The organism is Bacillus cereus group sp. MG20 (genome assembly GCF_040459885.1).
Lineage (GTDB): Bacteria > Bacillota > Bacilli > Bacillales > Bacillaceae_G > Bacillus_A > Bacillus_A cereus.
This window is the reverse complement of the sequence record NZ_JARVHF010000001.1, coordinates 2,521,481-2,543,428: the sequence shown is the minus strand read 5'-3', so window position 1 is coordinate 2,543,428 and position 21,948 is coordinate 2,521,481. Positions and strand designations below refer to the sequence as shown.

Genomic DNA, 21,948 nt, shown 5'->3' with positions numbered 1-21,948 from the left:
GTGATGGTATGTCTTTAAAGCGAAATATGGTGTTTGGAATAGTTGGGCTGTTAATTCCGATTTTTGTTCTTTTATATGCAGTTTTTTATATTACGTTAGAAAAGAATATGTATCATAACGCAGCAGGTTCTTTAGAAAAGTTAAGTGTAGAAGCACAAATTTATACGATGAATTATTTAGAGAAGGAAGCAGAAGTGGATACGCTTGGTCCTAATTCACTTTTAATTGCGTCGTATTTAGCGAAGCGTATGGATGTCCGTGTGCAGATGATCGGGAAGAATGGCGATGTTGTTGCAGATACACAAAAAGGAGCATTGATTCACCGTAACATCGACATTGAGAGTTCCTTGAAGGGAAAAAAGTCTTATGTTTTTGAGGAGGCGGATCCAGCTCCTATTCTTTTGTTTTCAAGCCCAGTATATTATGGAAACGATGTCATTGGAAGTATTCGTTTTATAAATGAGCTAACGGGTGAGAAGGAAGTTTTAACAAATGTGAGCTGGACGTTCTTAATGACGTCTCTTTGTTTAGTAGCTACCGGTATTTTCTTTGCGATTCGTTTGGCGAAGTCTCTTCATAAACCAATTGATCAGTTGAGACAAATGGCACAGAGGCTCGCGAATGGTGATTATAAGAGTAAGATTGAGTTAAATGAGTACGTGGAAATTGCTCAGCTTTCCGCATCTTTTAACGCGATGGCTGATGGAATTGAACTGCATATTAAGCAATTGCAGGAGGAGAAAGAGAAGCAGAAAGATTTCCTAGACCGCATTACGCATGAGCTAAAAACACCGCTAACGGCAATTATCGGTTATGTTGATTTAATTCCGAAGTTACAATCGAAAGAAGATGTACAGGAAAGTCTTCGTTATGTATCTGTGGAAAGTGAGCGTTTATTATCACTTGTAGAGGAACTGCTTAAGTCTTCGAAATATGGGAAGAGTACGTTTGAAGTGTCTCCTACAGTTGTGAATATAAAGGAATTGGCAGAAGAAGCAGTTTCAATTGTGAAGCCTCGCCTAAATCAATTTGAAATTGAAGTGATAAATGAGTTAACGGATGTACATGTTGTTGCGGATTTTGATAAGACGAAGCAAATTTTCTTAAATGTGCTTGATAATGCAATTAAGTATAGTGATGCTTCGCACATTCGTATGAATGTAATTGTAAATGAGCAGGAGGCGAAGGTCTTTGTTCATGATGATGGAATCGGTATAGATGAAGTGGTGCTTGCAGAGTGGAATGAGTCTCCGAAAGGAAAGGAACTTTCTTCTAGTTATGGGAATGGTTATGGTTTGTATATCTGTCAGGAGATTATGAGTAAGCAGGGCGGAAGCATGCGGATTGAGAGTAGTGAAGAAATAGGTACTACAATATTCATTACATTTTTGCTTCCGAGAAGGATGGAAGACATAAAAAACTTGAAAGCGGTTAAATGATACATTTATGAAACAATTATGCGGTATTTTCGAAACAACGTTTTTTTATCTTGGAGGTAGGCAGAAATGAAAAGGCTATCATTTCAAATTCTTATGTTTGTCATTTGTATGATTGTTTCTCTTGTTTTGTTTTATGTTATGGAGAAGCAAATCTATAATCGAATTAACATTGTAAATGATAAACAAGCCGTTTTACAAAGGGTGAATGAATCTCTTCCAATTGAAGTGAAAGTAAGACATGAAAAGTGGGGAGAAATTGTTGTAACGGATGAAGTTCGTTTGCATACGATTGTTTCATTCTTTGACCGAATTCGAATAGAGCCTGAGGGCGTTAAGAGCCAAGAACAAGTATTTACTGGAGAAGTAACGTACTTGAATGGACATAAGCGTACTTTTGCAGTAGGTGACTTGTTCCAGTATGGGGAAAATGTATACGGAAAGAATGGCATGGATCCGATGATTTCAGCACTTCAAACGTATTTATTAAGCCTGTATTACACGCCAGAGCGTATTAGTGATTTCTTTGCTTCAGCAAAGGACGTCGTAGTACGTCAAGGCGATGTGGTACGTACTATCAATCTTACGCACATACTTGATTCTATTCGGTACGCAAAGCAAATTACAGATTACGGAGAAATTCAGAAGTTATTACAATCGCAGAATGAACCGATTGCTTATATTACAGCTTATAAAACAGGTAAGCGCGTAAAAAATGATCGTGAAGATATTCTTACGATTTCTGTGTATCCATCGTACTTTGTTGTGCAATATCTCGGTGATAATAACGGAAATGTCATGTATATGAAAGGCTCTCTAGCAGAGTTATTCGTAAAGGAGAATGCGTCATGAGAAAGATAGCCTTTTTCTTCTTTTTGCTAGTAATTGGAGGAGCGATGTCTAGTTGCTCTCGAGATACAACCTCTATTAAATATAGTAAAAATGGTCTCCCTATTTTGGATGATCGTCATATTGTTGCGTATGTAGCGGCTCGTGAGGAAGTTGGTGAAGCGTTACTTTCATCATTTTGTAAACCGCGCGGATGTACGTATGAATTTATTCGTCTTTCAACAGAAGAACTTCTTCGTAGAGTGGAAGAAGAAGCTGGAAATCCGAAGGCGGATATTATTATTGGCGGTACAGTAGATGCGCATCAAATGATGAAGCAAAAAAATCTTTCTATTCCTGTGATAAGCCAACATGCAAATCGTATTTCAAAAACTGTTAAAGATAAAGATGGTTATTGGTACGGTTATGAAGTGGAGAAGCTGGCAATTGCGATTAATAAAGAGCGGTGGAATGAGGAAATAGCGCCGCTCGGTCTCTCGTATCCATTAAGATGGAAAGATTTATTGAATCCAGTATATAAAGGAAAGATTGTCATGCCCGATCCAAATGTTTCAGGTACAGCATATACATTTTTCCAATCACTTATTGATACGTTAGGTGAAGAGGAAGCGAAGAAATATGTGAAGAATCTGGCAGAACAAGTTGGAGAAGTAACAGTGAATGGTTACATCCCAGCAGAACTTGTTGCAAGTGGTGAATATATGATAGGCATCAACTTTATGGGAGATCAGAGAATGCTTCAAAAACAAGGCTTTCCGATTTTAAGTAACGAACCTGAGCAAACAGGGTTATCCGTTAATGCGATTTCTAAACTAAAACGTGCACCGAGTGGTATTATTGCGGATTTATTTATTGATTATTGTTTATCAGAAGAAGCGGGTCACATTTTAGAAAAAGTGTCGTTTGGCGTACCAACTATGTTTGCGAAGAATGAGAAAGAAATAGAAGGACAGCCGGTTAGAAGGACGAACCAAAATATATCAAATAGCGGAATAATCGAGATATGGAATAGACAGCGTCTCTCTCTGAAGTGAGAAAAGGAGACGAAAATATATGTTTAAATGGCTCAAGCCAGCACCTGCAATTGAAAGATTGCCAGCGGATATGATCGACCGTGTATATCGATTACTACGTATTCGTGTGTTAATCGGGATTTCAGTTGGATATGCTGCTTATTATTTAGTTCGTAGTAACTTTACGTTATCAAGTACGTATTTAGTACAAGAATATGGTTTTAGTACAGCTGAAATTGGTCTACTAGGTTCAGTAATGGCAATTGTTTATGGATTTAGTAAGTTCTTTATGGGTAATTTATCAGATAAAGCTTTCGCCCAGCGCTTTATCGCAGTCGGTTTATTCTTATCAGGGCTTGTAAATATTTGTTTCGGCTTTGCATCATCATTTGGGATGATTGTTACATTACTTGTTGTTAACGGTATTGTACAAGGTATGGGAGCACCACCTTGTAGTATTGTTATGACGAAATGGTTCTCGAAGAAAGAACGCGGTACGAAAACAGGTCTTTGGAATATTTCACATAACGTTGGTGGAATGCTTGTGCCACCACTTGTCGGAATTGGTGTAGGTATTTTTGGTGAAAACCATTGGCAAGGCGGCGTGTTTATTTTCCCTGCAATTATCGCAATGGTAATTTCAGTTCTTGTTTGGATTAATGCGAAGGATACACCAGAATCTGAAGGTCTTCCTCCAATTGATGAGTATCGTAATGACTATGAAAATCTTGAAAAAGCAGATAATGCTAACAAGATGTCACCAAAAGAAATTTTAATGAAGTATGTAGTGAAAAATAAATTTGTATGGTTCTTATGTATTGCGAATGCTTTTGTTTATTTAATTCGTTTCGGTGTTATTAACTGGGTTCCACTTTATTTAACGACAGTTAAAGGATTTTCAAAAGCAGAAGCGCATGCGGCATATGCAATCTTTGAAGGTATGGCAATTCCAAGTTCATTAATCGTTGGTTTTTTAAGTGATAAATTATTTAAAGGAAAACGTATGCCATTATGTATTATTAGTATGGTTGGAGTTGTTATTGGTACGTTTATATATTGGCAAGCAACTAGCGTACTTGTTGTAAGTATTGCAGTTTCTATTATCGGTTGTTTAATTTATGTACCACAGTTCTTAATCGGTTTAAGTGCGATGGAATTAGTACCGAAATTTGCAGTAGGTACGACAGTTGGTATGTGTGGTCTATTCGGTTATGTAGGCGGAAGTCTTGTAGCTAACGCAGCAATTGGTGTTATTGTTGATCGTTCTGGCTGGGATGGTTGTTTCATCTTACTACTAACAGGTGCGGTTTTATCAACAATCTTCTTATTTATTGTTCAACGTGGACATGAGAGAAAAGATCCTAAAGTAGCGTAATATTTTGTTTGAAAAAGCTATCCAATTATTATTTTGGATGGCTTTTTCTATATAATATAATCTTTCCTTAAATCTATCTTAAAAGATATAATGTCATATTTCTAATCATTGGAATTTTTGTTACAATATAAATGGATGTGTAAAACTTTGTAAAAAGATTGTAATAATATACAGTTTATTTTCAGAAAGTTTTATACAATTATGTTATTTATTAAACTATTAATTTATAAAGGGAGAGAGAATATGTTACCAAATACGGTTCGTACTCCAAACAAGAAGAAGAAATGGATTATTATTGGGGTTATTGCACTAATTGTTATTGTAGCGGCAATTAATATTTTTGTTATGCAAGGTAAGAAGAAGGGTGCATCAACAAATGCTGATGCTGTAAGTTTTGAGAAAGTGACAGAGCGTAAGCTGAATAATACAAAGTTAATTTCTGGTCAGGTGAAGCCCGGTAATATTGAAAGCTTCTATGCAGATCCTGCCAAAGGGAAAGTGAAAGATATTGAGGTAAAAGAAGGGCAAGAGGTAGAGAAAGGTACGAAGTTATTCTCTTATGATAATGAAGAGATTAACCTTCAAATGAAGCAAGCTGAGCTTGATCAGAAGATGGCAGATATGCGTTACGATCAAGGAAAAAAGAAGATTGATTCGTTGAAGAAAGAAATTAAGAAGGCGAAAGATAGCGGAGCTGGGAAAGAAGTAACGGATCCGATGGACGAGCAAGTAAACGAGTTAGAGATAGCTCAAAAGACAACTGATCTTGAGAAAGAAAAAGGAAAGTTGCAGAAAGAAGAGTTAAGTAAGAAGCAGAAAGAGCTTACGATTTATAGTAATTTTGCTGGTGTTGTTCAAAAGTTAGATAAAGATGCGGCACAAAGTTCATCTCAAGCGTTAGGTGGTCAAGGAAAAGCGTTTTTACAAGTAGCTTCTAAAGATCCATTCCAAGTTCAAGGGACGTTAACTGAGCTTCAGAAGTCACAAATCCAAAAGGATCAAACATTCACTGTAACGGCGAAAGCAAATAATAAGAAGAAGTGGACAGGTAAGATTACAGAGGTAAGTGAGTTCCCAACAAGTGCAGAGATGGCGCAAGCTGGCGGCATGGGTGAAGCAACTCAAAATATGTCTCAGTATACATATAAAGCAAGTCTTGATAGTCAAGACGGTTTATCGCCAGGTTACCACGTTTCATTGCAAGTAAACTTAGAGAATAAGACGATGATTGCTGTTCCAAGTAAAAGCATTGTAGAAAAAGGCGATGATGCATTTGTTTATGTTGAGGAAAAAGGAAAGCTTCGTAAACAAAATGTGAAAAAAGGTTCTACTGATGGAGACTGGACAGAGGTTGTAGAAGGCGTAACAGTGGGGCAAAAGGTGGTTAAAAATCCTTCCGACGATGTGTATGACGGAATGGAAGTGAAAGAAAAATGATTACGTTAAATAATATTGCTAAAACGTATTATCAGGGGAAATTGGCGGTGCCGATTTTGCATGGTATTAGTTTAACGATTCAGAGCGGTGAGTTCGTTTCGATTATGGGACCGTCTGGTTCTGGTAAGTCGACGCTTATGAATATTATCGGTTGTTTAGATCGTCCAACAGAAGGCGAATATATGCTGAATGACGTGAATATCTTAACAGCAGACGAGTCAAAGCTTGCTTTAATTCGTAATGAATATATTGGCTTTGTATTCCAGCATTTTAATTTACTACCTCGTCTTTCCGCAGTGGAAAATGTTGAGCTTCCGCTCGTATATGGTGGCGTGAAGAAAGCGGAGCGTCGCAAGCGTGCTTTGGAGGCGCTAGGTAAAGTTGGATTAGCAGACCGCGTGCATCATTTACCAAATGAGTTATCCGGTGGACAGAAGCAGCGTGTAGCGATTGCAAGAGCGATTGCGAATAACCCAACGTTCATTATGGCCGATGAACCGACTGGTGCACTTGATACGAAGTCTGGTGAGCAAGTTATGGATATTTTCACGAAGCTTAATGCAGAAGGTACAACAATTGTTATGGTTACGCATGAAGAGGAAGTAGCAGCGTATTCTTCCCGCCGCATTGTACTGCGAGACGGGAAAGTTACAGAAGATAGAAGGTGTGCGGTATGAGTTTACTAGATAGTATAAAAATTGCCCTATCTTCTATTTTAGCTCATAAATTGCGTTCTGCTCTTACGATGCTCGGTATTATTATCGGGGTAGGTTCGATTATTACGGTCGTTGCAATCGGGCAAGGCGGGGAAGCTGCATTGAAATCGCAGTTTGTTGGGGCAGGTAATCAAACGGTTCCGATTCATTATAGTGCAGATATAAACGATCCTTTCGGTATGGGAATGGTAGAAGCACCGAAGATAACTGAAGAAGACATTTTTGAAATTAAAAAAATTCCAGAAATCGCACATGTGGTAACAACAAATTCAACCATGGAACCACTTGATATTGAAGATAAAAAAGAAATGGTGAGTATTACTGGATTAGATAGTGAGTACTTTGCAGTAAATAAAGTAAAGTTGTTAAAGGGACGTTCTTTACAAGAATCAGATGTGGATCAAGGTAATAACGTTGTCATGATTAGTAAACAAATGGAAGAAAAGGTGTTTAAGGATACCAATCCAGTCGGTAAAATTATTGAAATGAAAGGTCAACCGATGCAAATTATTGGTGTCTACAAATCAGATAATGAGTTTATGGGAATGGGACCATCAGAAGCACTAGTTCCCATTTCATTATGGCCGACACTGTATGGAAAAGATGAAATTCAAAATATTTCTGTTCAAGCAAAAAATGTAGATAATCTAGAAAAAGCAGGTAAAAAAGCTGCAGATGTTTTAAATAGTCGTAAACCGACTGATGCAACTGGTAAATATGAAGTTATGAATTTAAAAGAAATTCAAGAAGGTATTTCGAAGATGACCGGTATTATGACAATGATCATCGGTGGTATCGCTGGTATTTCATTAGTCGTTGGTGGAATTGGTGTTATGAACATCATGCTTGTATCTGTAACGGAGCGTACGCGTGAAATTGGTGTACGTAAAGCACTTGGAGCAACGCGTAGTAAAATTTTATTACAGTTTTTAATTGAAGCAGTTATGTTAACACTTCTAGGTGGTTTAATCGGAATTGGTCTTGGGTATGGCGGAGCATATATCGTTTCTACATTCGCAAAATGGCCACCACTCGTTTCATGGGAAGTTGTCGTTGGAGGCGTACTGTTCTCGATGACACTTGGTATTATTTTCGGATTAATTCCAGCGAACAAAGCTGCGAAATTAGATCCAATTGAAGCATTGCGTTATGAATAATTAATAGTGTAGTAGAACTACACATTACCGTTCTAGTGGGCGGTTCGTAGCCTCTTGCATGAGGAAGTGAACCGCCCGTTAGAACGGGTTATATAAATAGAAGGAGGCGTTATAATGGAAGCTAATATTAATACGCAAGATGTAGGTGCGAAGAAGCCATCATTATTAGGAATGATTACTTCTCCAGGTGAGCAATTTGAGAGAATGAAGAATAGTAATGCCGTTTGGGGTGCGTTTTGGATACTTTCTTTACTATCGGGGATTACTGGTGGAATTGGTGCTTATGTATATTCTTTAACACCTGAATCAATTAAGCTCAATCAAGAATTAGGGGTTAATGTTACACCTGTAATGACTTTCGGTGCTGGTTTTGTATTTGGTGTTATCGGTATGATAATAGGTTTCTTCATTAGTGCTGCTGTATATAAAGTGTTAATGATGTTAATGAGCAATGATACTTCTTACAAGAAATTATTAACAATTAATGTATATTCAAGCATTATTTCAGTACTTGGTTTATTAATAAATATAGTTTTAGCACTTATTCTAGGTGGTTCAGGAAAAGAACTTTACACTGGTTTAGGCCCAATTTTTGCTTCAAGTGGAGGCGCTGTAAAAGGTATTGCAAATAGCATTGAAGTATTTACAATTTGGGGATTTGTTATTACATGGTTAGGTCTTCAAATTACGGCCGGTTTAAGTAAAAAGAAGGCAACGATTCTTATGGTTATCTTCTTCATTTTAACGATCGGCTTTGGTGCACTAAGAGGATTGGTGCAATAATATTGATATTTCATGTAACTAGAAAGAAATGCAGCAATTATAAAAGTAATTGCTGCATTTTTGTTATAAGGAGAAGATACATATGTTTAAGAAACTTATAGCAAATTTTTTGTTCATGTTACAAGTTGTATTTTAGCTACTGGTCTATATGCGATCGATAGATTTTTCAAAAATATAACTACAGAATAGTATAACTTGAGAATTCATAAACAAAAGGTTCCTTCTAATGTATAGAAGGAGCCTTTTTTATTTATACCCCTACTTCAAATACCGCCAACAAAATTTCAAATACTACATAGTGTAATTTCAAATTCCGTCGGTAGTATTTGAAATTACTCACAGTGAAATCTTTTCTTTATTTTTATATTGTGAAGGTACCGCGGAATACTAGAAAGGTATACCTTTTAGAAACGGGTACTGTGTGAAGCCAGCGACTTTTAAAGAGGCAGTTGTTTTGTATGAAGGGATGATTGTAAATCAAATAAAGAAATTAGGTATTCGTAAAGATTATGAAGAGTATTATCAATGTGGTTTAATTGGTCTTTGGCATGCATATGAAAGATTTGATGCGGAGAAGGGGTGTTTCCCTGCATATGCAGTTGTAACGGTGCGAGGTTATATATTAGAGAGATTGAAGAAAGAGTTCACAGTGCAGGAGAGATGTGTATGTGTAGGAGAGTATGAGGATATCTTTCATTTTGAAGACGTTGAAATGAGAGTGAAGGAATTTATGAGTGTATTAGATGAGAAGGAGAAGTATATTGTTTTTGAACGTTTTTTTGTAGGGAAGACGATGGGAGAAATCGCGTTAGAGATGGAAATGACATATTATCAAGTAAGATGGATGTATCGGCAAGCACTCGAGAAAATGCGAGATAGTGTAAGAGGATAAAAATAGCAAATAGAATGGAAGGTAAGGAAATACTACCTTCCATTCTATTTGTTATTAAGGTGATGAATCTTGCATGTTCATTTGGGATAATACATATCCAGCTTTCCATAATTGCTGACTTAGCTTATGGGAACTAATTTGTATCGTTACGGTAGCTCCGTTTGAAAAATGAATTTTAGCTCGTTTAGCTTTTTTGAAAAACTCTATTGTATGAACATGTTTGAAGAAAAGCCAAATACAATTTGGAGAAGCAGGAGATTCTGTTGGGAAAGCACAAATATATTCTCTATGATTGATCGGAATTGGAACGTTTTGTTTAAATTTAAATTTTGTTTTTACGGCATTACGTCTCCCTTGATAGGTAGAATGAATATTTGTTAGACAAGATTTCTGTATAAGTTGGAGAGCAGTTTGACAGGAGTAAAGATGGTTTCCGCTACTGTCGATAATTTTTGTACGGTAATAAGGGTGTTTACATGGTTCAAGCATCATTGTAGAACTAGAAATAAAAATGTTGTTTTCATTATCCATAATTCTATATCCCCCCTTATAATTTTCATTCTGAATATAATTATATATAAATTAAGTAAATTGATTGTTAATATTCTATTTCATATTGTAAATTTTGGCTATTCGTTTACAATCAATAGGTGATAGTCTTTCTAATTTGCATCGCTTGTACATATATATGAAAATAGAAAAGAGTAGGCGGTGATATAGTATGAAGAAAAAGTATATTATTATGGCTTTAGTTGTCGTTCTCCTAGTATATTTAGCAAACAGTAATCCGAGTAAGGGCGAATATACAGAATGGGCAGCGAAGCAGTTTATGAAGCGTAATGATGTGAGTAAGAAGCTAGATGAAGTTCAAAAAGAGAATGAAGAGGGTCTCCTTGGCGACTTGGCATCGGCCGGTAAAAAGTTAGCGGAAAAGTATGTTGAGCCACAAGTTGGGTTATTAATCGATCATTATACGAAGCGAAATGATTATATATTCTTCTCAACATATACGACTGAGTTTGATATAGGGGAAGAACATTATAAGTATGTATGCGTCGGTTTTTCAAAGATTTTTATCCCGATTGAAATGCCGAAGAAAAAAGACGAATCTGCAAAATGATGCAGATTCGTCTTTTTCATTTTATAGAGTAATTGGAACTTCAGATACATTTTTTTCTACAAGGCGAGCTCCCTTTTTTCTTGTATTTTCATCAATGGATGAAAATACAGATGAGGCAAGGATTGTATCCATTACTTGATTTACGACTTGTGCATCGATTGGTGTGATGGGCGTATCGATAGAAAAAATGACTGTTTTTCCATCTTCTTTCGCGAAAATTAACTCTAGTACTTGCATGTGTTATTTCCTCCTTTGTATTTATCCCGCTATTTACGGGGGGTGGGTCTGCTGGTTAAATTGCGGCTAATAATCAGCGGGGATGAATAAAATCCCCACTGATCCGAGTTTTACTTTATAGTTTAGAAAGATCTGATGTGCTTACAAGTTGTACAGCGTGAAGTGGTGATGCTTGTAAGGAAGCGAGAGCATGAGCTACGTTGTGTACTTGATCTAAGCTCGCATTTGTTTTAACACGTTTAAATTGTTTGCTCTTGAAAACTGTTTTGCCGTTCTTATCTAATCCGTTGTTTAAGACAAGACGTAAAGTTAAATCCATTACGATTGTTTCAATTGCCATGTGTATCACCTCCTTTCACTTTATAAATAGGGTACAAATGTCATGTTTTGGCGTGAAATTTTTTCTTTTTTTTGGTACCCTTAAAAGATTAAGAGAGGAGAATTCTGGATAATGAATCGTAAATGGTTATTTTGGATTCCTGTATTACTATGGATGGGGCTGATTTTCTATTCTTCGGCACAACCATATAAAAAGCAGGATATGCGTTCAGATATTGAACAATATGTAAATGTTGAATTTGTGAAAGAGCATTTTTCATGGGTATCTATCGATTATGGTGGAGGAACCCCTGTTAGTATTGCGAATAAAGGTGTAGGCGGATTTATTGAGTTTTTCCTTCGTAAAGGTGCTCATTTTATGGTGTTCTTTATGCTAGGTTCATTGATTTATTACGCTTTTCATCGATCAGGTCATTCGAGGAAAAGATGTTTTATATATGCCCTTCTTTTCGTTGCAGGTTATGCAACATTTGATGAAATCCATCAATGGTATACGGGGGACCGTACACCAATGTGGCAAGATTCATTGCTTGATACGTGCGGCGGACTAACCGGGATTATAATAAGTAATTGGTTTTGGAATAGAAAAAAGAGCTAATCTGAACTGCACCCCAATTGTTAGACACAGTCTAACAATTGGGGGTGCAGTTTTTCTATGGCTAAATTTACAGCTAATGAAAAAATACAAATCGTTCTACGTTATTTGAACGGAAATGAAAGTTATCGAGAAATAGGTAGATCGCTCGGTATAAATGACACAATCATTTTGAATTGGGTAAACCAATATAAACAGAATGGTCTGGAAGCTTTTCTAAAACGATGTACAAATTACACACAACAATTTAAACTAGACGTACTAAACTTTATGATTGAAAACGGTATGTCCTTATTTGAGACGGCAGCTATCTTTAATATTCCTGCCCCTTCAACGATTTCTGTTTGGAAAAAACAGCTCGAAACACAAGGAATTGATGCCCTTCAATCTAAGAAAAAGGGGCGTCCATCCATGAAAAAAGATTCAAATAAACAATTAAAACAACCTTTAGCTGAAGGGTCAGTCGAAGCACTTGAAGCACGCATTAAACAGCTTGAGATGGAAAATGAGTACTTAAAAATGTTAAATGCCTTAGTTCAAAACAAGGAAAAATCACAAAACAAGACAAAGCGCAAGTAGTCTATGAATTAAGGCATAAATATTCGGTGAAGGCACTCGTGGAGCTAGCTACTATTCCTCGAAGCACGTATTATGATTTAGTAAAGAAAATGAATCGTCCAGATGTAGATGCCGATTTGAAAGTTGAGATTAAAGCGATTTATGAGGAAAATGAAGGTCGTTATGGTTACCGTCGCATTCGTGATGAATTAACGAATCGTGGCCAGAAAGTGAACCACAAGAAGGTTCAGCGCATTATGAAAGAGCTTGGGTTAAAGTGTGTTGTGCGTATGAAGAAATATAAATCCTATAAAGGAAAAGTCGGTAGAATTGCACCTAATATTTTAGAGCGTAATTTTCATACAGATGCACCGAATCAAAAGTGGGTAACAGACATCACAGAGTTTAAATTGTTTGGAGAAAAACTGTATGTATCACCTGTATTAGATTTGTATAATGGTGAAATTATTACCTATACAATTGGTTCTAGACCGACGTATTCGCTTGTTTCAGACATGTTAGAGAAAGCATTGGAACGTTTACCTGAAACCCACCAGCTACTGATGCATTCGGATCAAGGATGGCATTATCAAATGAGACAGTACGTCCGGACACTTGAATCAAGAGCTATCGTCCAGAGTATGTCTCGAAAAGGCAACTGTTACGACAACGCAGTAATAGAAAATTTCTTTGGGATTATGAAGTCGGAGTTCCTCTACATAAAAGAATTTGAAAATGTAGAGCACTTTAAAATAGAATTAGAAAAATATATAGATTATTATAATACGAAACGGATTAAGGCAAAATTAAAAATGAGCCCGGTACAATACCGGACTCACTTTTATCAAGCTGCCTAATGAAATAACCGTGTCTAACTTTTAGGGGTCACTTCAATCTCATTTTGAGATTAGCTCTTTTTGTTTTATGTTTATACACCAAGTAATTCTTTTAGTTCGTCTGTTGATAGTTCAGTCATCCAGCTATCGCTTGTGATGACCGCATTGTTTAGAGATTGTTTTCTTTCTAGCATTTCATCAATTTTTTCTTCTAATGTTCCTGTTGTAATGAGTTTGTGAACATGAACAAATCGTTTTTGACCAATGCGATATGCGCGGTCTGTTGCTTGATTTTCCACAGCTGGATTCCACCAACGATCGTAGTGAATGACATGGTTGGCAGCGGTTAAGTTTAATCCTGTTCCGCCAGCTTTTAAGGATAAGATAAAAATGTCATACGTTCCGTTTTGGAACTCCTCAATCATCTTGTCACGATCTTTTTTCGGTACACTACCGTTTAAGAAGAGGACACGCTGGCCGAATTTTTCTTCTAGCACACGTTTTAGCATGTTCCCCATGCCGATGTATTGAGTGAAGATGAGGCAACTTTCATTTTGGTCTTTTATATTTTCGATGAGCTCCATTAACGTTTTTGTTTTCATAGAGCGTTCAACGACATTTTGTGGCTCTTCTTCTTTTAAATAAAGAGCTGGATGATTACAAATTTGTTTTAGCTTGTTCAGCATAAGTAATATAAAACCGCGTCTTTCAATTCCGCTTAATCCTTCTACATTTTGCAGTGTATCTTGAACGAGTTGTTCATATAAGGAAGCTTGTTCACCAGTAAGAGGACAGTAAGCTTTTTGTTCTTGTTTATCTGGTAAATTTAATGCGACTGTTTGATCTTTCTTCGTTCGGCGCAGTAAAAATGGTGATATAAACCGTTGAACTTGCTGGATTTTTCCTTCATCACGATCTTTTTCAATCGGTGTGACGAAGCGGCGCTGGAATTGCCCTAAGCTTCCGAGATATCCATGATTAATAAAGTCGAAAATGGACCAAAGTTCAGCGAGGCGATTTTCCATCGGCGTACCAGTTAACGCGATTTTGTGATTTGCTTGCAAGTTTCGTACTGCTTTCGACTGTTTCGTATGTGGGTTCTTAATATTTTGTGCTTCATCCAAAATAACAGCATCCCAGCATAATGAAGTTAGTTCTTCCTCATCGAGTTGAGCCAATGCATAAGATGTTAATACAACATCTGCTGATTGAAGGAAATCTTCAAATGAATTGCCCTTATCTCTATTACTTCCGTAATGTAATTGAACACGTAAATTCGGTGCGAAACGCTCAAATTCTTTTTGCCAATTTCCAAGAACAGATGTCGGCGCTACGATTAATGCAGGGCCTTTTTTGAGATTGTTTTCTTTTATATATAGTAAGTAAGAGATTGTTTGAATACTTTTCCCGAGTCCCATATCGTCAGCTAGCAATGCTCCAAATCCAAGCTTTCGTAAATATAATAACCATTCAATGCCGTGTTGTTGATACGGACGAAGTGTTGCGTTTAGTGAAGTAGGGACATCTACTTTTGGAATATCTCCAATATGAAGCAGCTTTTGGAATAGTTCCTCATAATATCCATCTAGTTCGATTTCAATATCAGTAAACGGACTATCATCTTCTACAATTTCGGTTTCAGCCGTATTTGATAAATGTTGCTGCAGGACATCTTTCATCTCTAGTCCGTATTTATCGGCACGGTTCATGAGTTTCCTTACTTCTTCGATAAAGGCTGGATCTAGTCGCATCCATTGACCGTTTATATTAAATAGACGTTTGTTTTGTTCAACGAGTTCGAAAAATTCGCTTTCTGATAAATCAATGCCATTCGTCGAAATGCGCCAGTCAAAATTAACGAGCGTATTCATACCGAAGAACGATTGTGTTTGTACTGTATTTTGCTTCAGCTGGACACGTAATTTCGGTTTTGTTGCTTTTAAATTTTGCCACCATGATGGTAGTAAAATTGTAATGCCGGCTGCAAGTAATTCATTGCTTGCTTCTGTTAAGAAGTTCCACGCTTCTGTTTCAAAGAGCTCATTTCGGAACGTATCTTCTTCTTTTAACCACGGTATGAGCTTACTAAAACCTTCTTGTGTTTCTGTAATCCGTTCTTCGTAATCGTGCCATCTTTTCGGTAAGGAATCGATGTTTTCATATACATATATGCGATGCGCCCCGCGCTTTGGTGTCACAATTGTTTCAAGCTTCCACATTTCAAATTCTTCTTGTGGTTCTTGCAGTCTTAGTCCGATTGTAAACGGAAGATCATCTTCAATATAACCAATTTTTCGAAGCCAATCTTCTTCATGTAGTGCTGTTTCCAATTGTCTTTTCGTAAAGTCGTAATGTTCATATAGTCTTTTGGCATCTTCCCAGCCGTCATTTGAGCGATTATCTTGTAATATGCTTTCATTAACTGCTGCTGAGAAAAGAGATGCTAATGTGTCATCTTCAATTGGTGTATTTTGAACTTTCCAAGATGGTTGTTTGGACCAATGATTCATATCTGGTACGAAGCTACCACTCGTAAAGGCATCCCATAATTCATTTGCATCTTTCGTAAGGGCTGTAATAGGTCCGTTTATTTGCATATGTGCAAATGAATTCATCGGTTTGTTTGCAATGTATTCAAAGGCTTGTGCATTTGTTAGCAGCACACCTTGTTTTCCTTCGAAGGTTGCTTCTTTTAGAGAAGTACCGTAGAAAGAAGTGGAGTGCCATGTGAATGCATTTCGTTTCCAACTTGTTACGGATAATGGAGTACCGCTGTCATCTTCTCCCCAAAGGAACCAACCTTGACTAACATGCTGGAGCCTAATTGTTACTTCAGTTTGATTGATCATCGATTAATTTTCCTTTCCGTAATTCCTCTTGTAGTGCACGCAGACGTGAATGGAGATTGGCGATGTGAATAATGAAAGCATCCCATTCATCGGTGCGTTTTAATCGTTTATATAATGTGCGTAATTTCTTTAAGTAACGAACTGCGCGTTTATATGATTTACGATTTCGTTCTTCAATCGCCTCTACAGCAGCAAGATGGTAAAGAGGAAGTGCCGCTTCTGGCGCTTCTTTTTCAATATCTTTCAGTGGCTCTTTTAACAGTTCAATTGCTTCAAATCCATATAGGAGATGAAGCTCTGCCCATGTGCGATACTGTTTTTTCGCGAGTACGTACTGTTCATAGTTTGTAAAACTATACGGTAATAGTTCTTGTAAGATCATTTCGAAACCAGCTTGTTCATTTGTATGTGTTGCATATGTTTCATACATGATTACAAATAGCCGAACGACATCTTTTATAAAAATCGTATTTTCGTGATCTTGGATTGTTTTCTTTACTTGTTTATACGTAAAGGAAAGCCAATTTTTCGCACGATCCCACTGCATGGCACTTAATAGTTCTTCTAACCAATAGAAGTATAGACTCACAACAGAAGCAGGCTGTTTTTTTAGTAAGTCCATCGCTAGTAGATCTTCGTCATTCAAAAAGAGAAGATGGGAAGACGCTAACGCTTTGGATAGTGGATTGATTTTCGTATCGATTCGTTTTTCTTCTTCTTGTATTTTCTCTTTATTGTTTAAAAGTTCACTCCATATGTGACGATAAATGAAAAATCGCTCTTGCGTATAAGTGTCGGTAGAGAAGAATACTTCATGAACGAGACGAGCTGTTTCTTGTAAAATTATTTCAGACTCTGAAGGAATCGCTTCTGATTGTAAGTCCCGAACGATGGATTCCACTTTGTCTACAAATAGGCGAATGACATTAACAGGTTGGTGATAAGAATACGTTTTGTTTGCGTCGAATGCCTGAATTTCTTCTAATAACTTTTGAAAGCAGTAAAGTGCTGCGTGTAACCTGAATAATTCATGTATCGCAATGACACGCGGAGCTTTCCGCTCAAGTTTCGTATAGAAATCTGTAAAGATACTCATAAGAAAATACATTTGTTTATAAGTAAGCCGAGCTTGTTCTTTTTTAAATGAATCATATTCTTTTTCAAAATATGATTCCCAACTTTTATAGTCAGTTTCTTCAAAAGCTGATGATTGCAATACTTGTCTTGCAGTTCGAATAGGGGGAAGGGAAGGTTTCGTATTATTTTTAAATAAAGTTAATACATCTCCTACTTGCCCGAAACTAGACGCTGCAGATAGTAATACAGCAAGCATATGCTCACATTGTGTTGGTGCGAAGCAATCACAATAACTTTCAGCGACGTTACGAATCGGAATATGAACGCTATATACGTTGCCTTCCGCATCTACAGTTCCTGATAGTGTATAACCATCAAAGTCAACGTTGTAGACAACACCACTACGATATAGGTGCCGAGCTGTAGCGACATGTTCCTGATCAGCTGTTTGCTGTGGATCTAGTCCTTGAACGAACTCATTCGCAATCATCATAATTTCATCTTTCGTAATTGAGTGTTGCAGCATAATATTCCTCCGTACACATATTTCTTTCCTTTACCATTATAAACAAAAAATGCTCAAAACAGAAAAAATGAAATTTGGATTACATAACTTGAAAATCATGGTAATATATAAAATGTTAATTTCATATATTAATATATACTTATAGGAGGAGAAATAATTTGTCAGATTTACAGACGAAGTTAGGTAGTGGAATGAATAAGTTACAAGAAGGAATAGAACAAGGGAAAATGAAGTTGCAAGTTGCACAAGAAATTGCTCAATTGAAAAAGGGAATGCAAGTGCAAATGCAGAAAAAAGCAGAGGTTCTATTAGAGGTTGGACAGCAAGTGTACGTTCAATTAAGAGGAAATGGAGTAAATGAAGCGAGCTTAAAAGAAATGATTGCTCCAGTTCAAGAATTTGATGTAGCTATTTATCAAGCAAGAAAACGCATTGTTGAATTGCAAAAACAACAAGGTGAAAAAGCTACATGTGAATGTGGTGGATCTTTATCAATAAATGATAAGTTTTGTGGTTCGTGTGGAAAGCCTAACCCGATGTTAGCAGTAGAAAATGAAGGTGAAACGGTAAATTGTATTTCATGTAATGAGCATATCGATAAAAACTCTACTTACTGTCCAGTTTGTGGAATTAAGCAAAGTGGGGAGTGAATTAAATGTACTGTCGCACATGTGGAAAACAACATGGTGAAGAAGTAAATTATTGTCCAAATGAAGGTAGTATGGAGATTGCAGGAGCTATAGATGCAATAACATTAGAAAAAGATACTGCAAAATACTGCAAAGGTTGTGGCAATGAAAATGCTCAAAAAAATTTATATTGTCAAAAGTGTGGGTATTCTTTATTTGTTGCGAAGAAAAAAGAACAATCTGTAAAATTGCCTACAATGGATGGTGCTCCTAAAGTTGAATTTAAAGCAGATAAAGCCGTTTTACAAAAAGGTTTTATTGGTGGGGCTGTTGCAAGTATTCTCATGTTAATTGCTGGTTGGATTGGTAGTTTATTATTTGCTTCTATGTTAAGTGAGATGTTTAGCAAATTTGCGAAAGAATTAGAAATGTTGCCGAATTTTTATTCGAGTGCAACTTCTACGATGTTAAGTTATCATTTACTGGGTTTTACAGCTAACGACGATAGTGGATTGATATTTTCTTTATCTTGGCATACTCCATTTACATTACTATTAATCATTCCATTTATTATTTTCGCTGGTACAGGAATTTGGTTAGGGAAGCAGCATGTTGCGAAAACGATTAAAGATCAAATTTTTATGGCATCAACAGTTGGTATTATTTATGGCGTCTTTTTATTCATTATAAGTTTTATAGCATCACAATCTTTTGCAATTCCATTCTCAGATGCAGGTAAGATTACGGTTGGCTATTCAGCGATTAAGAGTTTATTGAGTGGTTTTGTATGTGGGACATTATTTACTTTATTAGGATTTATTGCTCATACAAGCAAAAACAATATGGCAGCAGCATTTCAAGAGTTAATGCCATATGGAGCGTCTGTTTATTACGGTGTTTCAGCTATGATAAAAGGACTTTTAGTAACAGCGGTAGCGGTTTGTATTATGGCGTTAGTAAGTAAGGAAGACGGTATTGAACCATTAAAAGAAATAACAACTTTAAAATCTGAAAGTACATTATTAGCATTAGAGTTAACACCTCAATTATGGAGTATGGCTCATTTTGCACCGTTAGAAGTATCAAGTCCAGCACTTAGTAAGGAATTTACTGGAATTGGTAAGAAATCAAAAGCATATGAGAGCACATTATCGTTTTCATTTATATCAGGCGTCTCTGTAAATGGCGTAGAGCTTAGAGAGATATTGATTTCAAAAGGAGCAAATGAGGAAAGCCTTGCAGAATTTGATAAAGTGAATAACGTATTCCATTATGGTTTATTACTGCTTATTATTCCATTGTTCTTTATGTTTAGAGCGGGAAGAAAGTTAGCTAAATTACCGACTGCCAATATATATATTACATTAGCGGTATGTAGTGGTTCTTACACAATTATGATGATTGTAATGAATATGATTTCTAAGTTCCAAATTAATGTTTCAGGAACGGTAACAGGTTTATTTGGAACAAGTGGAACGGTATTATCTATGCAAAATTCATTTATATATTTAACTTTGTTTAGCTTGATTGTGACATATGTAGCAGCATTTGCTGGAATGAAATTAGCTAAAAAATAGGAGGAGAGCACGTTGAAGTTTTGTGGAACATGTAAAAAGAACGTTGCAGACCACTTGAACTTTTGTCCTGAGTGTGGGAGTAAAGTAGAAGTAATCGTTGATAACACTGCTGCTTCATATACAGAATTACAAAGTGAGACAAAATCAGTGAAAAGTAAGAGAAATTTATTTTTAATCATTGGTTTAGCTATTATAGTTATTTTATTATTTGGGGCATATAAATTTGGAGCATATAAGTTTTCAAAAGAAAAGCAAGTAAATGTAATGATTGAAGCATTCCAAAAGAAAGATATTAACGCAATTGATGAGTTTGTGAAAGCAAATGATTCAAGCTTAAAGATTAAGACAGAGGATATTAAAGCGTACATGCGTTATTTAAAAGAGAATCCTTCTTACAACAAACAATTGTTGTCTTATTTACAGAAAGAGACAGTAGATCAAAAGTTAACAAAAGATAAACCTGCATTTAAAGACGGGGAAATAGTAGAAGAGGGAAAAGAGTGGTTCTTATATCCAAAGTATAAGTTCAGCATGAAATCTTATTATATGAATGTAAGTACAACTGCAAAGAATGCAGAAATATATGTGAATGACAAAAAAGAAACAGAGCTTTCTAGTGATAAAAATTCGAAAGAGTTGGGGCCATACTTCCCAGGTACATATGTTGTAAAGGCAACGGCGAAGACAGAACTTACTGAATTAGAAACAGAGAAAGAAGTAGATTTAGCGGATGAACAGAGCGAGAAAGTGAAAATTGATTTATCGCTTGAAGGCAATTATGTAAGCATTTCTTCTGATGAAAGTGATGCAACTGTATTTGTGAACGGGAAAAAACGTGGAAAATTAAATTATGGAAGTTATAAGCTTGGCCCTGTATCCACAGATGAAACAGTAGAAGTACATTTAGAGAAAACTACTGATTTTGGTGTGATGAAATCTGAAAGTGTTAAAATTGGAGACCAAAGCACGTATTACTTAAAATTCCCGAAAGAAACATCAAATTCAGCAGTGGGCGACTTTGTAAAAAATCATATTTATGATAATGTACGTGCAATTTCATTAAATGATTTTAGTTTAATTGAAAATAATTATGATAAGAGCGGGAAATCGTATAAGGAAGACCGTGATTATATACAGTATTTACACAAAAAAGGAATTACAGAAGATTTATTAACGATGGAAGTTCGTAATGTAGAGCGTCAAAGTGATACGAAATATAAAGTAACGACATATGAAGAGTACCATATTCGTTACGGTGATGGATCTGTGAAGTTCAAAAGTTTTAATAACGAACATATTGTAACTGTGAATGGAAATGGAAAGATGTTGTATCATTCTCTTGGTGCAAATAATACGTTGAAATCAGAAGATGTATCTGGTCCAACTCGTTAATATGAGAGAGGCTGTTCAATATTTGAACAGCCTCTTTATTTTGTAGCTAAATCAATATTTCGTGTCCAACCGTTGATATATCGTAAGTTATGATAGATATAATTGAAAAATCGTTGATATATTTTTCTTAAATTGTGTTCACGAAGGGAAAATAAAAAGGATATCACTTAGCCGAAAAATCCGGCGAGGTGATATCTTTTTTTACGATTATGAGTGCGTTTCTTTTAATATCGCTTGTACATACGGATCATGTAATATTTGCTCTATAATTGGCAACATATTTTGTTCAAATGGAATGTCGATAGGAAATGGTTTTTGAGAGCCTGGTTTTATTCCATATTGCACAATTTTGTAATGTGTATTGTTTTCAGACTTGAGCACAATTAACTTATAGCGATTATCATCGCCAGCGAGTGAGAAATCAATAGAAGTAGCGTTATATGTTACTTCATTTTTATATATGTACGGCTTTGGCGTACCAATCCAGTCTACTTTTGCTTGTACATTCATGGGCATAGCCTCCTTATATGTATTATAAATAAATAAAAGCCAGCT

Annotated in this window: 21 protein-coding genes; 15 read left to right on the top strand and 6 right to left on the bottom strand. The window is 36.2% G+C overall.

Annotation, left to right across the window (positions count from 1 at the left end; genetic code table 11):
* Window positions 1-8: 8 nt before the first annotated feature.
* The 9 genes from QCI81_RS13115 (at window position 9) to QCI81_RS13075 (ending at window position 9,658) form a co-directional block, all read left to right on the top strand.
* On the top strand, window positions 9-1,439 hold the full coding sequence (locus tag QCI81_RS13115; protein ID WP_353810793.1) for a HAMP domain-containing sensor histidine kinase: 1,431 nt from the start codon (window positions 9-11) through the stop codon (window positions 1,437-1,439).
* A 66-nt stretch (window positions 1,440-1,505) separates the two neighbouring features.
* Window positions 1,506-2,288: a DUF3919 family protein gene (locus tag QCI81_RS13110; RefSeq protein ID WP_000826618.1), complete on the top strand. Its 783-nt coding sequence runs from the start codon at window positions 1,506-1,508 to the stop codon at window positions 2,286-2,288.
* On the top strand, window positions 2,285-3,319 hold the full coding sequence (locus QCI81_RS13105) for an ABC transporter substrate-binding protein (protein WP_353810792.1): 1,035 nt from the start codon (window positions 2,285-2,287) through the stop codon (window positions 3,317-3,319). The genes QCI81_RS13110 and QCI81_RS13105 overlap by 4 nt, the downstream gene beginning before the upstream one ends.
* Before the next feature lie 19 nt (window positions 3,320-3,338).
* Complete coding sequence (gene pgtP / locus QCI81_RS13100) at window positions 3,339-4,673, top strand: MFS transporter (RefSeq protein WP_000477603.1); 1,335 nt, start codon at window positions 3,339-3,341, stop codon at window positions 4,671-4,673.
* 243 nt (window positions 4,674-4,916) lie between these two features.
* On the top strand, window positions 4,917-6,110 hold the full coding sequence (locus tag QCI81_RS13095; protein ID WP_048564255.1) for an efflux RND transporter periplasmic adaptor subunit: 1,194 nt from the start codon (window positions 4,917-4,919) through the stop codon (window positions 6,108-6,110).
* Window positions 6,107-6,787 carry an ABC transporter ATP-binding protein gene (locus tag QCI81_RS13090; protein WP_000631624.1) on the top strand — a complete coding sequence of 227 codons (681 nt, stop codon included), beginning with the start codon at window positions 6,107-6,109 and terminating at the stop codon, window positions 6,785-6,787. The genes QCI81_RS13095 and QCI81_RS13090 overlap by 4 nt, the downstream gene beginning before the upstream one ends.
* On the top strand, window positions 6,784-7,983 hold the full coding sequence (locus tag QCI81_RS13085; protein ID WP_006922891.1) for an ABC transporter permease: 1,200 nt from the start codon (window positions 6,784-6,786) through the stop codon (window positions 7,981-7,983). Before QCI81_RS13090 ends, QCI81_RS13085 begins: the two co-directional genes overlap by 4 nt.
* Window positions 7,984-8,097: 114 nt before the next feature.
* Complete coding sequence (gene yknW, locus QCI81_RS13080) at window positions 8,098-8,766, top strand: YknW family membrane protein (RefSeq protein ID WP_000387916.1); 669 nt, start codon at window positions 8,098-8,100, stop codon at window positions 8,764-8,766.
* Between the two features lie 421 nt (window positions 8,767-9,187).
* Window positions 9,188-9,658 (top strand): sigma-70 family RNA polymerase sigma factor, encoded by a 471-nt coding sequence (locus QCI81_RS13075; protein WP_088024247.1) that lies wholly within the window; start codon window positions 9,188-9,190, stop codon window positions 9,656-9,658.
* 54 nt (window positions 9,659-9,712) lie between these two features.
* Here QCI81_RS13075 and QCI81_RS13070 read toward each other — a convergent pair whose 3' ends face one another.
* The gene (locus QCI81_RS13070; protein WP_000368313.1) at window positions 9,713-10,189 is read right to left on the bottom strand and encodes a competence protein ComK; all 477 of its coding nucleotides are present in this window, start codon (window positions 10,187-10,189) and stop codon (window positions 9,713-9,715) included.
* 190 nt (window positions 10,190-10,379) lie between these two features.
* Between QCI81_RS13070 and QCI81_RS13065 the strand changes: the two genes are divergently transcribed.
* Window positions 10,380-10,778, top strand: a complete 399-nt coding sequence (locus QCI81_RS13065; protein WP_089607740.1) for a DUF4359 domain-containing protein — start codon at window positions 10,380-10,382, stop codon at window positions 10,776-10,778.
* 21 nt (window positions 10,779-10,799) lie between these two features.
* Here QCI81_RS13065 and QCI81_RS13060 read toward each other — a convergent pair whose 3' ends face one another.
* Both QCI81_RS13060 and QCI81_RS13055 read right to left on the bottom strand, forming a co-directional pair.
* Window positions 10,800-11,015: a DUF2922 domain-containing protein gene (locus tag QCI81_RS13060; protein WP_071731474.1), complete on the bottom strand. Its 216-nt coding sequence runs from the start codon at window positions 11,013-11,015 to the stop codon at window positions 10,800-10,802.
* 115 nt (window positions 11,016-11,130) lie between these two features.
* Window positions 11,131-11,355 carry a DUF1659 domain-containing protein gene (locus QCI81_RS13055; RefSeq protein ID WP_000963861.1) on the bottom strand — a complete coding sequence of 75 codons (225 nt, stop codon included), beginning with the start codon at window positions 11,353-11,355 and terminating at the stop codon, window positions 11,131-11,133.
* A gap of 111 nt (window positions 11,356-11,466) precedes the next feature.
* Here QCI81_RS13055 and QCI81_RS13050 point away from each other — a divergent pair, with 111 nt between their 5' ends.
* Together QCI81_RS13050 and QCI81_RS13045 are read left to right on the top strand one after the other, a co-directional pair.
* Window positions 11,467-11,952: a VanZ family protein gene (locus QCI81_RS13050; protein ID WP_023523524.1), complete on the top strand. Its 486-nt coding sequence runs from the start codon at window positions 11,467-11,469 to the stop codon at window positions 11,950-11,952.
* 57 nt (window positions 11,953-12,009) lie between these two features.
* Window positions 12,010-13,364, top strand: a protein-coding gene (locus QCI81_RS13045) for an IS3 family transposase (RefSeq protein ID WP_353810624.1) whose coding sequence is annotated in 2 segments (ribosomal slippage) — window positions 12,010-12,469 and window positions 12,469-13,364 — 1,356 coding nt in all. Because the reading frame shifts where the segments join, the coding sequence is not laid out codon by codon here.
* 71 nt (window positions 13,365-13,435) lie between these two features.
* Here the strand turns inward: QCI81_RS13045 and QCI81_RS13040 are convergent.
* Window positions 13,436-16,192, bottom strand: coding sequence for a DEAD/DEAH box helicase (locus QCI81_RS13040; RefSeq protein ID WP_353810791.1), 2,757 nt, complete (start codon window positions 16,190-16,192; stop codon window positions 13,436-13,438).
* Window positions 16,176-17,795 carry an SWIM zinc finger family protein gene (locus tag QCI81_RS13035; protein ID WP_098256636.1) on the bottom strand — a complete coding sequence of 540 codons (1,620 nt, stop codon included), beginning with the start codon at window positions 17,793-17,795 and terminating at the stop codon, window positions 16,176-16,178. The genes QCI81_RS13040 and QCI81_RS13035 overlap by 17 nt, the downstream gene beginning before the upstream one ends.
* Window positions 17,796-17,953: 158 nt before the next feature.
* Here QCI81_RS13035 and QCI81_RS13030 point away from each other — a divergent pair, with 158 nt between their 5' ends.
* From QCI81_RS13030 to QCI81_RS13020, 3 genes are read left to right on the top strand one after another with little or no spacing between them, the layout of a single operon-like run.
* On the top strand, window positions 17,954-18,445 hold the full coding sequence (locus QCI81_RS13030; RefSeq protein WP_353810790.1) for a double zinc ribbon domain-containing protein: 492 nt from the start codon (window positions 17,954-17,956) through the stop codon (window positions 18,443-18,445).
* A 5-nt stretch (window positions 18,446-18,450) separates the two neighbouring features.
* Entirely contained in the window at window positions 18,451-20,001 is a 1,551-nt protein-coding gene (locus tag QCI81_RS13025) for a zinc ribbon domain-containing protein (RefSeq protein WP_327904785.1), read from the top strand.
* A gap of 12 nt (window positions 20,002-20,013) precedes the next feature.
* Window positions 20,014-21,393, top strand: a complete 1,380-nt coding sequence (locus QCI81_RS13020) for a zinc ribbon domain-containing protein (protein ID WP_353810789.1) — start codon at window positions 20,014-20,016, stop codon at window positions 21,391-21,393.
* 207 nt (window positions 21,394-21,600) lie between these two features.
* On the opposite strand, the gene QCI81_RS13015 is transcribed toward QCI81_RS13020, so the two are convergent.
* Window positions 21,601-21,903, bottom strand: a complete 303-nt coding sequence (locus QCI81_RS13015; RefSeq protein WP_065485892.1) for a DUF3910 family protein — start codon at window positions 21,901-21,903, stop codon at window positions 21,601-21,603.
* Window positions 21,904-21,948 lie beyond the last annotated feature (45 nt).